Here is a 13463-nt window from a genome sequence, read left to right on the forward strand (position 1 = left end):
TCGGTCTTTTCGCCCTTTGCCAGCGGAGCGTCTGGGACACCGATCGAGTAGCTCTGGCGCCAAATGAAGCCCTCGCGGTGAACCTCAACAAACAGCTTGGTTGAAAGTGCGTTTACTACCGATGCACCAACACCGTGCAAACCACCGGAAACCGCGTAGCCACCGCCGCCGAATTTTCCACCGGCGTGAAGCACGGTAAGAACAACCTCAACGGCTGGCTTCTTCTCGATAGGGTGCATGTCGACCGGGATACCGCGGCCATTGTCGCTCACCTTGATGTGACCGTCTTTTGTGATTACAACGTCAATGTTGTCGCAGTAGCCAGCGAGCGCTTCATCTACAGAGTTGTCAACGATTTCATAGACCAGGTGGTGCAAGCCTCTGGGACCGGTAGAACCGATATACATTCCTGGGCGTTTACGCACAGCCTCCAGTCCCTCTAGGACTTGGATTGCACCGGCATCATAATTTGGTTTTGTTTCTGACATATTCAGTTACTTCCTCTTGGGTTAGAACCTAAGAACTGCGGACCCTTTGGACCGACTTATATTCGGGTGAGCTAACCCATAAATTCTACCCTTACACCCAGACAAAAGCTGGGATATGCGACTTACCCGTAAGTGTCGCGAGGGCCCCTACCGGGGACCGATCTGGAGCCCTTTTTCCAACTCGGAGCGGTGGGGCCAACAAACCTAATTTCGCTGACCAAAACATCCGGGTGCTGTTGGTTGATTTTCTCCAAGATTTGCGGTGCCAACAGCCTTAGCTGGGTGGCCCAAGCCGTTGATCGACAGCGAATCGAGAGCACTTCGTTTTTAAGTTCCTCTGGGTATGAGGCTTCCGCGCTATCAGCACCTACCACCTTGTTCCATTCGGTGAAAAGGGTTGCCTGCGCCAGTTGGCTGGTCCAGTTGAATTCCCCAAAAAGCTGTTCGAGTGATGCGCTGGCCTTGACCGGGTCTCGACCCGAATCAAATGGTTGGGAGCCGCGCTTTTGATTCTCTTCCCTGCGCTTTTGGTCGCGCGACTTGATCCCGGTGGTGCCAAGTAAGTACTGCCGGAAAAAAGTGTCGATAACCTCAAAATTCAACTTAGCCAACCACCTCACCCCCGACCACTTCTAATCGCTTGGAGACCAGTAGGTCTGGGACCGCTTCTAGATCAGCCGAGGTAATCAATACCTGTTCGTTGTTGATCACAAAGTCAACAAGCCGCTGCCTGCGGCCGGCATCTAGCACAGCAAATACATCGTCGAGGATCAGCACCGGATCCCCTGATTGCGAGTCTGAGCGCAGAAGCTGCGCCATTGCTAGCTTCAAACCAAGTGCCAGGGACCAGGCTTCACCCTGAGATGCGTGGTTTCTGGCCAAAAGGCCGGATTTCAAAATAGTGAGCTCGTCGCGGTGTGGACCGACCAGGCTGACCCCACGCTCGAGCTCTTTTGGTCTTAGCTCTGCAAGACGCTGATAAAAAGCGTCTTGGATTACTTGCTTGTCCCAGCTCGAAAGCGACTGGAACTCGTCTTCCTCCTCGCCACCGGCAACCGACGTCTTCAGAATCAGCTCTAAAGTCTCGGGCTGGCCGCTGAGTTGGTGATAGAAGTCCTGAAGGAGCGGAAAAATTTTTGAGATTAGTTCTTGACGGTGAAAAATGATCTCGGTGCCCAGGGCCACTAGTTGATCGTCCCAGATGTCCAAGGTCGTTAGGTCAGGGCTGGATACTTGCCTGGCCGATTTTAGAAGGGCAGCCTTCTGCTTCAAAACCCGCTCGTAGTCGGCCTTCACTCCAGCCAGACGGGGTTTGAGTTGAATCATTGATTCATCTAGGAATTTACGACGGTCCTGAGGGTCCCGGCGCACTAGGTCCAGATCTTCCGGCGCGAAAACCACTACCTTCAAGACGCCAACTAAATCTGAGGTTCGCTTTACCTGGTGGGAGTTTAGAAAATAGCGATTTGGCTTGTCTTTATTGAGTTCGGCAGCAACAGAAATCTCGCGGCCATTGTTTTTGGCCTTCAGGGATAGTTGTGAGCTGGTGCTTTCGGACCTAATCAGGGCGGTGTAGCCGGACACTCGATGTGATTCCAGGGTTGATAGGTATACGCAGGCCTCAACAAGGTTGGTCTTGCCAGCGCCATTTTCGCCAATGAGCAGATTTATCCCGGGTTCGAAACTTACCGAGAGCTGACGATAGTTTCGAAAATTTTCAAGCTGTAACGAGGAAATCCACACGCTGGATCGTCTAAATGCTTAGGAAACCAGGAGGTTTGGCTGCAACAGGTACTTGAAGTCGGAATTAGCCTGCTTAGAATCCGCGGCAGAGAGCAAAACCGGTCCCGGCTTGTTCGGATTCGATGGGTTTGTCGTGAAACCAACCCGCACGTTCTCGTTTTCAATTCCATTTAGAGCGTCGGATAAGAACTGTGGGCGCAGCGAGACGATGGTTTCTTCTCCAGTTAGAGAGCAAGGCACCTGTTCGCTTGCTTCGGCGACATCGCTACCGATCGACTCTAGGGTCGCTTCGGTGGCGGTGAACTTGTAGCGCAATGGCTTCTCACGGTCAACCACCAGGGCCACGCGCTTGGTTGCGTCCAGTAGATCATGGGTGTTCATGACAGCAAAGTTGGTGATTTCGGATGGGAAAAGCTGCAGTACCGGTGGGTACTTGCCCTTAATGGTCGCGGTTGATACCGACTTGTTGCCAGCCGAGAAGCCAACTACTTCTTTTTCACCTTCGCCGAAGGCGATCGACAAATCACCATCATGGGAGAAGGTTTTAGCGATTTCTTGTAGGACCCTGGCCGGAATCAAAAGTTCCTTTTCGACGGCCTTGCCGCTCCATGGCAGGTTTTTGACTGCGACGCGGAAACGGTCGGTCGCAACCATTGTTAGCTCTTTTGCGGACGCTGTGATCATGACGGCGGTCAAAACTGGGGTTACTTCTTCTCTTGAGGCTGCGACAGCGACCTGCGAAACAGCATGCGAGAAGTCGCTTGCCGCGACTGTTCCAGTAGCAGTTGGCATCGCTGGGATTTCTGGGTAGTCCGAGGAAGACATCGAGGAAAGAGTGAACTTGCTGGAAGCGCTAGTTAGTTGCAATCTGGATTCTTGCAATGCCAGAGAAACGGTTTCACCGGGAAGCTTGGAAACAATTTCTGCCAATAGGCGGCCCTGTACCAATACCTTCCCAGCTGCATCAACAGCGGCTGCGATGCTGACCTTTGCTGAAACCTCATAATCAAAAATGCTAAGAATGACTTCGTTGTTGCCGGCTGTGATCATCACCCCAGATAGTTGAGGTAACTGAGGTTTTGGAGACATAAGTCTCACTACAAAAGAAATCGCCTCGCCTAGAACTTCGCGATCTGCTTGAAATTTCATGAATTAATCCTCTTTATGGAGTTTTATCTTGTCACAAGTGAGCGAATTACCAAACCTGGTGATGCTTTAGTAATAAACCAAAATATTTAATATTCTTTATTCGTAATAACAACGTCTGTTGAAACTGTTGATAACTCTCAACTTCTCTGTAATTACATGGAAACTACAACGGTGTAACTTGTTTACACAGGTGTGGATAACTCTGTGGATAACTGGTTGGTCTGTTAGTAAAAACTTCAACTATTGGTGTTTATGGGTTTTGATTCACAGCATTTCTGTAGTTACCAACACTCAAGCGGGTTAGTTATCCACAGGTAATTTGAAAACTATTTATTCTCGTCTTTAATCTTCTGGATTATTTCAGAGACCTGGTTGTAGATGTAACGGCGCTCTCGCATCTGAGCGGAGATCTTCTTTGTGGCATACATAACCGTTGTGTGGTCACGATTTCCAAAGTGAGCACCAATTTTTGGCAGCGACATGTCAGTTAGTTCGCGGCAGATGTGCATCGCGATCTGTCTGGCAAGCGCTACGGCCTGCTGTCTTCCGGAGCCGGTGATGTCATCAGTGGAAATCTTGTAGTAATTAGCGGTAGCAGTAATTATCGACAGCGCCGAGATGTTGGTTCCGTCGGCGACCGCATAGCTGTCCTTTAGGACCAACTGAACCAGATCCATGTCAATTGCCTGGCGGTTGAGGTTGGCAAAAGCGGTGACGCGAATCAAGGTTCCCTCCAGCTCGCGAATGTTGGATGAAATTCGGGCGGCCATGTACTCAACTACGTTGTCTGGGATTGAGATGCGCTCCAGGGCAGCCTTTTTGCGCAAGATTGCCACACGGGTTTCGAACTCTGGGGCCTGAATGTCGGTGGTTAGGCCCCATTCAAAGCGCGAAAGCATGCGCTCTTCGAACCCAGCCAGCTGCTTAGGCCTCAGGTCTGAGGTAATAACCACCTGCTTGTTGTGGTCGTGCAGCGTGTTAAAGGTATGGAAGAAGGCTTCCTGGGTCTGATCTTTTCCGGAGAGGAACTGGATGTCATCGACCAGCAGGATGTCTACATCGCGGTATTGAGCCTGAAACTCGGAAGTCTTGTTGTTTTGGATCGCATTGATGAAGTCGTTGGTGAACTCTTCGCTAGATACATAGCGAACCTTGGTTCTTGGCTTTAGGTGAATTGCGTAGTGACCGATGGCGTGGAGCAGGTGAGTCTTACCAAGTCCACTGGAGCCGTAGATAAATAGCGGGTTGTAGGCCTCGGCTGGGGCTTCAGCGACCGCAAAAGCGGCCGCGTGGGCGAAACGGTTGGAACCTCCGGTAACGAAGTTCTCGAAGTTGTACTTAGGGTTCAGCCTTGATTCGTTTGTGCTCACCAGGGGAACGTAGATTTGCTCACGCTGAATTGTCGTTGGTTCGGGCTCGACCATGATCTCTGGGCGAATCGAACTCTGTAGATCTTGATTGGTGATTACAACAAAAGAAGAAGGTCCACCAAACTCTGCCATTTCCTGCATTGCATCTAGGAGCTGATCCTTGAGGCGTTGCTGCAGCATGGCTCGGGTTATTTCGTTTGGCACCTCTATGTAGAGGGTGTCTTCAAGCACTCCCTTTGGAACAGCAAGCTCCAGGTGGCCTTTGAGGTGGGGGGTTACTCGCTCGTCGTTGGCGACTTTATTGACCAACGACTGCCACATTGTGGCTAGCTGCTCGTCCGCCATCTCAAGCTCCTAATGAAAGTTATCCACAGATTTTTACACAAACTAAAGGGGTTGTGGAAAAGTCCTCGATCTCTGTGGAAAACCTGTTGAATGTTCCAAGATTTCTAATGTGCAACATTCAAGCGGTATTTCTCGTTCAAAATCAAATCCAATCGGCGTGTCGTTGCCACTTATTTTTTGCGATTGTGGTAGCGAGGATTCAAATCTTCAAATACTTCCGGTGACTCTTGACTAAGACAAGAGGTATGCCGTAAAGTACTGAGGTTATCTTGGGCATAGGGCCCAATAGTTCCAGGGAGATTTCAAGTGAGCAAGCGTACCTTTCAGCCGAACAACCGTCGTCGTGCAAAGACCCACGGTTTCCGCCTACGCATGCGTACCCGCGCTGGTCGCGCCATTCTTGCAGCCCGTCGCCGCAAGGGCCGCGTCGAGCTGAGCGCATAAGGATCTACTCTGCTAGCGCGGAGTAGTCGCCTCAGGTCAGGCGACGAGATTCGCGATGTCGTCAAACGAGGACAACGTCATTCTTCTCACTTCTTCACCCTTCACTTTTTGCCAGCAGATCAGTCGCGCTTTGGAGTTATAACCGGGCGCGTAGTCGGCGGAGCAGTTCAGAGAAACAAAATCAAAAGGCGCATCACTGATGCCATCAGGGCCGAGCTCGCAAGCCTAGATCAACCAATTGACGGGGTTTTCCGCATGAGGGCAGCTGCGCTCGACTGTGATTATGTCGTGCTGCAAGAGGCGGTCAAGGCTGCATTTTCCAAGGTCAAGCCTTGAAGTTGCTGTGGTTTGTTTTCCTGCTACCAAGAAATCTAGTAATCGGCTTCATTGTGGTTTGGCGCAAAATCATTTCTCCCCTATATGGAGATGTCTGCCGTTACTACCCGAGCTGTTCCACCTACGGTTTGGGGTCTCTGCAACAGCAGGGATTGATTCGAGGGGTTCTGTTAACGACATGGAGAATTGCACGCTGTAATCCATGGGCTGCCGGCGGTATTGATGATGTGAAAACTGGACCGAACTGGATAGCCATTGGCAAGCTAGGATTTGTAAGTTCTAAGTCCCACAAGAAGAAGAGGTAATAGTGGATCTACTGTGGCCGATTAAGTGGCTAGTCGAGCTGGTGCTCGTTGGTTTCCACACCTTATTTACTGCAATGGGTCTGCAGTCCACCTCAGGCATCTCTTGGGTATTGGCCGTCGTCGGACTAGTTTTGGTCGTGCGAGCGGCTTTGATCCCGGTCTTTGTGAAGCAGATCAAGAGCCAGCGCAACATGATGTTGGTTCAGCCAGAATTGAAGAAGCTCCAGGACAAGTACAAGGGCAAGACTGACCGCGACTCTCGCGAGCGCATGGCACGTGAGCAGATGGATCTTTACAAGCGCACCGGCTCCAACCCACTGTCCTCATGCTTGCCGCTATTGCTGCAGATGCCAATCTTCACCGGATTGTTCTTTGTTTTAAACGATGCTGGAAACAACAAGTCGGGTGTTGGCCTGCTAACCCAGGAAATGGCAATTTCGTTCTCCCAGGCTGAGATCTTTGGTGCCAAGCTTTCTGACACCTTCTTTGGCTCAGACCTAATCAACGTCAAGATCATCGCCGGAATCATGATTGTTGCGATGACCGCTTCCCAGTTCATCACTCAGAAGCAGATCATGACCAAGAACCAGAACCCTGACGTGCAGAACAGCCAGTTCATGCAGACCCAGAAGATCTTGCTTTATGTATTACCTTTCGTGTTCCTAATCTCTGGTGTGAGCTTCCCGCTCGGAGTTATGACCTACTGGTTGGTTTCAAACTTCTGGACCATGGGACAGCAGTTCCTGGTCATTCGCAACATGCCTACTCCTGGGTCTATTGCCCACAAGGAGCGCGAGGCACGCCTTGTAAAAAAGGGAAAAATCAAACTTGAGGAATCCACTCCTGAGGCGGTAGTTGAGCAGCCAATGCAGCGTCAACAGCCGGTTGGCAAAAATCGTGCGAAGAAGAAGAAGAAATAAATGAGTAGAGAACAAGAACTGGAGCAGGAAGGCGAAATCGCCGCTGACTTCATCGAAGAGTTTCTAGACACCGCAGATCTTGACGGTGACCTTGAAATCGAATTCCGTCAGGACCGCGTCTACATCTCGGTTACCAGCGAGGGTGAGTCAAACCTAGGCAAGATCTCCGAACCAACCACGGTTGAGGCACTTCAAGAGATCACCCGTCTAGTAGTGCAGGCCAAGACCGGCTCAATGAGCCGCTTGATTCTTGATATTGGCGGATCCCGCGCCGTAAAGACCAAGCAGCTAGAGACCCTGGTTGAGCGCACCATCGCGAAGCTAGAAGAGTCCGAGAAGCCACAACACCTAAAGCCAATGAGCTCTTACGACCGCAAGCTGGTTCACGACATGGTTAGCGAAGCTGGCTACGTTTCAGAGTCCGAGGGTCAGGGCAAGGATCGCCACATCGTCGTATCCAAGCCTTAATGTTTCACGTGAAACATCGGAGGATTTAGATGTCAGACGAACTCGACATTGAGCAGGAACCGGCAGCTGCGGCGGCCATCTTCGGCTCAGGTATTGATCTGGCGAGGGCTTACACCAAGCGTTTGGCTGCAGATTCCGAAACCTTTGGGCTTTTGGGGCCGAGGGAACTTCCAAAAATCTGGTCACGTCATGTGATCAATAGCGCTTTGCTATCCGAATTGGTTCCAGATGGCTCTTTGGTGGCGGACGTAGGTTCTGGAGCTGGGCTCCCGGGCATTCCGATGGCGATCGCTCAACCGAATGCCCATTTCACCCTCATCGAGCCAATGGAGCGACGGGCAAACTGGCTTGTGTCCGTGGTGAATGAACTTGGTATCAAAAACGTCGACGTTATCCGCGCGCGTGCCGAGGAAGTGTCGAGAACTGACTTTGATATCGTTACCGCCCGTGCGGTCGCAGCTCTAGACAAGCTCCTCAAGCTCCTTACTCCGCTCACAAGGGGCTCCAACCTGAAAACAGTTCTTGCCCTCAAGGGCTCAAGGGCTCCGGTGGAGATCGCTGAGGCAAAACCAAGACTGCAAAGACTTGGCTTCGGAGAACCGGAGATTATGACCCTCGGCTTGGGCAAAGCTCCAGAGACCGCGACTGTGGTTCGCATTATTCTGCAATGATTGGAGACAAATGCTAAATCATCCCGCAGAGGCTACTGCCGAAACCCAAGCGACTGTTCGCGAGGGCTTAGGTTACCCAAACGACCGCAAGGAAACCTCCGAGGAACCAACCGGCTGGCAGGGTTTAGACACCACAAACCTTGAACATGTTTCACGTGAAACATCAGAAGATAATTGAGCATGGAAAACATCCAAAACACCCCGTTATTGCGGGAGATGACGCAGAATAACGAGCGCGCTCGACGTGTTGCGGAAGTGACCCTGACCCCACCTTCAAAGACCAGAATCATCACTATTTCTAACCAAAAGGGCGGGGTGGGAAAAACCACATCTGCTGTAAACCTTGCCGCGTCTCTCGCTCGCAAAGGCCTGGGAGTTTTGGTGGTGGATCTGGACCCACAGGGCAATGCATCAACAGCTCTGGGCGTCGAACACCACAACTCTGTTACCGGTAGCTACGAGGTGTTGGTTCAAGGCGTACCAATGATCGATGCTGTAAAGCAAAGCCCAGAACACCACAACCTGTTCTGCTTACCCGCAACCATCAACCTTGCCGGAGCTGAAATTGACATGGTTTCGGTCCCGAATCGGGAACGAGTCCTTTTGGATAGCCTCAACCAGTTTCTTGCGGACTTTGACCACCCGATTCACTTTGTTTTTATCGACTCTCCTCCATCGCTGGGGCTATTGACCGTAAACGCGTTGGTTGCCGCGGGAGAGGTCTTGGTTCCGATTCAGTGTGAGTACTACGCCCTTGAGGGTGTAACGCAGTTGATGGCAAACATCGAGAGAATTCGGGCAAATCTCAACCCAGACCTAATCGTTGGCGGGATCTTGCTGACCATGTTTGACAACAGAACCAACCTTTCAACCGACGTGGCCGCGGAAGTTCGCAAATATTTCCCGAAGCAAACCCTGAACGCGACTATTCCGCGCTCTGTGAGGCTTTCTGAGGCCCCAAGCTTCGGGCAGACGGCAATCAGTTATGACCCTAAGAATTCGGGCTCCCTGGCCTATCAGGAAGCGGCAATCGAACTAGCTCAGCGAGGAGTAGTCAAATGAGTGAAGAAAAGCGCCCAGAACGCAAAGGTGGACTAGGTAGAGGCATCGGCTCTCTGATTCCAGGTGGTGATCGAGGCGCAGTTGATGTCTTCTTCACCAACACATCTGCCATCCCTCTAATTGAGGTGCCAGGTGCCCGGTTTATGGAACTCGACCCAAACCAGATCGTTCCTAACCCGCAGCAGCCTAGATCGGTCTTTGAGGCCGAGGCATTCGCGGAGCTTGTGCACTCAATCAAGGAATTCGGCGTGCTGCAGCCAATCGTGGTTCGCTCAAAGGGCTCAGGCTATGAGTTGATTATGGGCGAGCGTCGCCTGAGGGCTTCGAAGGAAGCCGGCCTTACCAAGATTCCTGCAATTGTTCGCGAAACCGCAGATGAGAACATGCTCAGGGATGCACTTTTGGAGAACCTGCACCGTGCGAACCTCAATCCACTGGAAGAAGCATCCGCTTATAAGCAGCTGCTAGAAGACTTTGGTTCCACCCAGGATCAGTTGGCCGACAAGCTTGGTCGCTCAAGACCTCAAATCACCAACACTTTGCGACTACTGAAACTGCCACTCACGGTTCAGTCGAAGGTTGCCGCTGGAGTGCTTTCCGCCGGTCACGCTAGAGCTCTTTTGGGAGCGCCTGATGATTTGACCATGACTGCATTTGCAGAGAAAACTGTTCGCGAAGGCCTCTCGGTACGAAGCCTTGAAGAGCTAGTTGCGAATGTCAAAGTAAAGCCAACTCGGGGCAAGATCATCCCCGGTGGCAAGACCGACATGCTCAAGGAAATGGCCGAGGAAATGGGCAACGCTCTGGACACCGTCGTAAAGATTCAGCTTGGGCGCAAGAAGGGCCAGCTAATAATCGAGTTTGGAAATATTGCTGACCTAAGAAGAATCTCAGATCGAATTCAAGGCAAAGACTAAGCCTCAGGCCCAGTCCCTAGATTAGAAAGTACCCAGTCGGTCTATCTGGGGATTCACGACGTTCGAGAGTCGCTTGATCCCGACCTTCACATTTTCGGCCGTTGGGTGGCTGAAGCAAATTCGGATGTTGTTGGCACCACGCCCGTCGCCGTAGAAGGCGGTTCCGGGGGTATAGGCAACTAGCTCTTCTACCGCCAGTGGCAGCATTTCCTTGCTGTTTAGGCCCTCAGGAAGGGTCAACCACAGGAAGAAACCACCTTGGGGGCGAGTGGTTTGCACCCGAGGCAAATACTGAGCAAGTGCCTCAAGCGCGGCATCGCGCTTGGAGGCGTAAAGCTTGCGGTAGGTGTCAATCTGACCCTGCCAGTCCGACAGGGATAGATACTCGCTAACCATCATCTGAGCGAATGTTGCAGGGGAGAGAATCGCTGATTCATTTGCCAAGATCAATTTCTCGCGAATCGCAGGCGGAGCAAGGACATAGCCCACTCTGAGCCCAGGGGAAAGAATCTTGGAGAAGCTTCCTAGGTAAACCACGCCTTCGGAGTCCATCGCGCGCATCGCCTCCGGTGGCTTTTGGTCGAAGTAGAGCAACCCGTAAGGGTTGTCCTCAATAATCAAGATTCCACGCTCGCGGCAGACCTGCAATACCTGAGCACGACGCTCAGCGGTGAGAGTTACGCCCGATGGGTTGGCAAAGTTTGGCACTAAGTACAGAAGTTTGACCTTGCGACCCTGTTCGATCAGGCGGTCAGCCGCCTCGGCAAGGGCTTCTGGGGATATCCCGTCCTCGTCGGTGAAGACATGCTCGATGTGAGCTTCTTTGTGGCGGAAAATGCCAACAGCACCCACGTAGCTTGGTGCTTCGACCAAGACAGCGTCGCCCTGATCCAGGAATAGGTCTGCCAATAGTTCAAGTGCGTGCTGGCTACCGGTGGTAATCATCAGATTCTCAACCGAGCCTTGAATGCCTTCAAGGGCCATGATTTCTTGAATTTGCTCGCGAAGTCTTATGTCACCCTGACCTCCGCCGTATTGCAGGGCGTAGTTGCGTCGGTTGGACATCAGGGATCGGAACGCCTGCTCAATAAGCTCACCATCTAGGGCAGATACATCCGGCATGCCACCCGCAAGGGACACAACTTCAGGCCTTGAGACCACGGCAAACAGGGCTCTTACCTCAGAAACCGAGAGGTTTGCCGCGCGCGCCGCATAGGCATGCTTCCAGGTGTCAAAGTTAGTGACAGTGCCTGCGCGCGTATTGGACAATTAGAGCTCCCTGAGATTTAGGGACTAGCTTACTTCGATTAGCCCCTCAGGGCTGAATGTTTAGTGGGTTATCCCAGGTATTCGCTGAGCTCAGAGACTAGGGCTGCCTTTGGTCTTGCACCAACCAGCTGCTTCACCATCTCACCCTTGTGGAATACGCCTATTAGCGGAATACCGGTCACCTTGTAGTCCATTGCCAGCTGACCTTCGTTATCGACGTTGACCTTTACGATCTTGATTTTGTCGTGATATTCGGCAGCCATTTCTTCCAGAATTGGAGCGATCATGCGGCATGGACCGCACCACTCCGCCCAAAAGTCAACGATTACCGGAAGTTCGGACTGGAGGACGTCCTTTTCAAAGCTTGCAACGGTGGTATCGATTGGTTTCACGTGAAACTCCTTAGTGACTAGCTAGGTAGTGCTCGGCATCCAGTGCCGCTACACAACCCGAACCGGCTGCGGTAATGGCCTGGCGATAGGTCGGGTCAATGACATCTCCAGCTGCAAAGACACCCGGCAGGGTGGTCTTTGAGCTGCGGCCATCAACTCGGATGAAACGGTCTTCAGTTAGCTCTACCTGGTTCTCAACCAGAGAAACCCTCGGGTCATTTCCAATCGCGATAAACAGGCCATCTAGGGCCAACTCAGTGCGCTCGCCATTTCGGGTGTCTTCCAGCACAACAGCTTCCAATTTGCCATCACCCTTGAGCTCAGCAACCCCTGCGTTCCAGATGAACTCGATCTTTGGGTTGTCAAAAGAGCGCTGCTGCATGATTTTGGAGGCCTTTAGGGTGTCTCTGCGGTGGATTACGTAAACCTTGGATGCGAACTTCGTAAGGAAGTTTGCTTCTTCCATGGCAGAGTCACCGCCGCCAACAACAGCAATCGTTTTCTCGCGGAAGAAGAAGCCATCGCAGGTCGCACACCATGAGACTCCATGGCCAGAAAGCGCCTTCTCGTTCGGAAGCCCAAGTTCGCGGTAGGCAGCGCCGGTCGAGATGATCACGGTCTTTGCCTCATAGGTCTGCCCCATGCCGGTCTTCACGATCTTGACATCGCCCTTTAGGTCAACCTCAATAACATCATCAAACAAAATCTCAGCACCAAAGCGCTCAGCCTGCGCCTGGAAGTTCGCCATTAGGTCTGGACCCATTAGCCCCTCAGGGAAGCCCGGGTAGTTCTCGACTTCGGTGGTCTTCATCAATTCGCCACCGGGCTCAACGCTGGAAGCAATTACCAGCGGGTTTAGCTGCGCTCTGGCCGCATAGATAGCAGCCGTGTAGCCGGCAGGGCCGGATCCGATGATGATTACTTCGCGCATTGTTTTCTCTGCTTCCTCTTAGATAGATAACTATCTATCTTTATCAATCTACCCGCTTTTTCAGCGAATTAACCCCTACTAAACCTAACCTTCAACTGCTTTTGTAGCTCGCGTAATTCCGGAACTTTGAAAATCCATAGCGTTGCGAGATAGCAAACCACCATCGCACCGCCTACCAGGACACTGGTTATAACCGCTGAGAAGACGTTTGACACCGTGAAACTTCCATAAGCAATGCCGCCGAGCCACACCATCAAACCGTAGCCCACAGAAACCGCGGGAATCGCTGCCAAAACAAAACCAGCCAGGGACTTCATAAAAGAAGCCTCTCCCATGCCGCCGATTCGCTTTCGAAGCATGAGGTAGCCAACCAAGCCCTGAACCAAGATCGAGCATGCGGTAAGAATGGAAATTGAGACCACCAACCACTGCTTCTCGACCAAGGCCCCCAGGGTCAGCGATCCGGTGATGTGGATCGCGATCTGAATTGTGGTGAAGATAAAGGGCGATTTGGTGTCCTCCAGCGCGAAGAATGCGCGCTGAATCATGTAGACCACGCTAAATGGCACCAAACCAACCATCAAAGCAACTATTACGTTGCCCAGAGCCAGGGTTGCCGGGTATTCACCAACAAAGACGCGGGCAATCGAATA

General features: G+C 51.9%; 18 protein-coding genes. 9 read left to right on the forward strand and 9 right to left on the reverse strand.

Features of this window, described 5'->3' with window-relative positions; translation table 11 throughout:
- The 5 genes from AC128V_RS04145 to dnaA form a co-directional block, all read right to left on the reverse strand.
- Window positions 1-488: ATP-binding protein (locus AC128V_RS04145; RefSeq protein ID WP_482763421.1), on the reverse strand; the 488-nt coding region annotated here is incomplete at its 3' end.
- 122 nt (window positions 489-610) lie between these two features.
- On the reverse strand, window positions 611-1099 hold the full coding sequence (locus AC128V_RS04150) for a DciA family protein (protein WP_482763422.1): 489 nt from the start codon (window positions 1097-1099) through the stop codon (window positions 611-613).
- Entirely contained in the window at window positions 1092-2231 is a 1140-nt protein-coding gene (recF, locus tag AC128V_RS04155; protein WP_482763423.1) for a DNA replication/repair protein RecF, read from the reverse strand. The genes AC128V_RS04150 and recF overlap by 8 nt, the downstream gene beginning before the upstream one ends.
- Window positions 2232-2249: 18 nt before the next feature.
- A complete protein-coding gene (gene dnaN, locus AC128V_RS04160) occupies window positions 2250-3380 on the reverse strand; it encodes a DNA polymerase III subunit beta (RefSeq protein WP_482763424.1) in 1131 nt (376 codons plus the stop codon).
- A 326-nt stretch (window positions 3381-3706) separates the two neighbouring features.
- Window positions 3707-5095: a chromosomal replication initiator protein DnaA gene (gene dnaA / locus AC128V_RS04165; protein WP_482763425.1), complete on the reverse strand. Its 1389-nt coding sequence runs from the start codon at window positions 5093-5095 to the stop codon at window positions 3707-3709.
- 306 nt (window positions 5096-5401) lie between these two features.
- Between dnaA and rpmH the strand changes: the two genes are divergently transcribed.
- Genes rpmH through AC128V_RS04210 form a run of 9 tightly spaced genes read left to right on the forward strand, consistent with a single transcriptional unit; the run spans window position 5402 to window position 10218 of the window.
- A complete protein-coding gene (gene rpmH / locus AC128V_RS04170) occupies window positions 5402-5539 on the forward strand; it encodes a 50S ribosomal protein L34 (protein ID WP_012895733.1) in 138 nt (45 codons plus the stop codon).
- Window positions 5540-5548: 9 nt separating this feature from the next.
- Entirely contained in the window at window positions 5549-5875 is a 327-nt protein-coding gene (gene rnpA / locus AC128V_RS04175) for a ribonuclease P protein component (RefSeq protein ID WP_482763436.1), read from the forward strand.
- A 2-nt stretch (window positions 5876-5877) separates the two neighbouring features.
- Window positions 5878-6180: a membrane protein insertion efficiency factor YidD gene (gene yidD, locus AC128V_RS04180; RefSeq protein WP_482763437.1), complete on the forward strand. Its 303-nt coding sequence runs from the start codon at window positions 5878-5880 to the stop codon at window positions 6178-6180.
- 2 nt (window positions 6181-6182) lie between these two features.
- Complete coding sequence (gene yidC, locus AC128V_RS04185; protein ID WP_482763426.1) at window positions 6183-7100, forward strand: membrane protein insertase YidC; 918 nt, start codon at window positions 6183-6185, stop codon at window positions 7098-7100.
- Window positions 7101-7568, forward strand: a complete 468-nt coding sequence (locus tag AC128V_RS04190; protein WP_482763427.1) for a Jag family protein — start codon at window positions 7101-7103, stop codon at window positions 7566-7568.
- 29 nt (window positions 7569-7597) lie between these two features.
- A complete protein-coding gene (gene rsmG / locus AC128V_RS04195; RefSeq protein ID WP_482763428.1) occupies window positions 7598-8239 on the forward strand; it encodes a 16S rRNA (guanine(527)-N(7))-methyltransferase RsmG in 642 nt (213 codons plus the stop codon).
- Window positions 8240-8249: 10 nt separating this feature from the next.
- On the forward strand, window positions 8250-8417 hold the full coding sequence (locus AC128V_RS04200; RefSeq protein WP_482763429.1) for a hypothetical protein: 168 nt from the start codon (window positions 8250-8252) through the stop codon (window positions 8415-8417).
- Window positions 8418-8419: 2 nt separating this feature from the next.
- A complete protein-coding gene (locus AC128V_RS04205) occupies window positions 8420-9301 on the forward strand; it encodes a ParA family protein (protein WP_482763430.1) in 882 nt (293 codons plus the stop codon).
- On the forward strand, window positions 9298-10218 hold the full coding sequence (locus AC128V_RS04210) for a ParB/RepB/Spo0J family partition protein (RefSeq protein WP_482763431.1): 921 nt from the start codon (window positions 9298-9300) through the stop codon (window positions 10216-10218). Before AC128V_RS04205 ends, AC128V_RS04210 begins: the two co-directional genes overlap by 4 nt.
- A 21-nt stretch (window positions 10219-10239) precedes the next feature.
- Here AC128V_RS04210 and AC128V_RS04215 read toward each other — a convergent pair whose 3' ends face one another.
- The 4 genes from AC128V_RS04215 to AC128V_RS04230 all read right to left on the reverse strand — a co-directional run.
- Window positions 10240-11487 carry an aminotransferase-like domain-containing protein gene (locus AC128V_RS04215; protein WP_482763432.1) on the reverse strand — a complete coding sequence of 416 codons (1248 nt, stop codon included), beginning with the start codon at window positions 11485-11487 and terminating at the stop codon, window positions 10240-10242.
- 68 nt (window positions 11488-11555) lie between these two features.
- Window positions 11556-11879 (reverse strand): thioredoxin, encoded by a 324-nt coding sequence (gene trxA / locus AC128V_RS04220; RefSeq protein WP_482763433.1) that lies wholly within the window; start codon window positions 11877-11879, stop codon window positions 11556-11558.
- Window positions 11880-11889: 10 nt separating this feature from the next.
- A complete protein-coding gene (trxB, locus tag AC128V_RS04225; protein WP_482763434.1) occupies window positions 11890-12810 on the reverse strand; it encodes a thioredoxin-disulfide reductase in 921 nt (306 codons plus the stop codon).
- Between the two features lie 68 nt (window positions 12811-12878).
- The coding region (locus AC128V_RS04230) for a lipid II flippase MurJ (RefSeq protein WP_482763435.1) at window positions 12879-13463 on the reverse strand (585 nt) is incomplete at its 5' end.

It is taken from the genome of Aquiluna sp. (assembly GCF_965064355.1).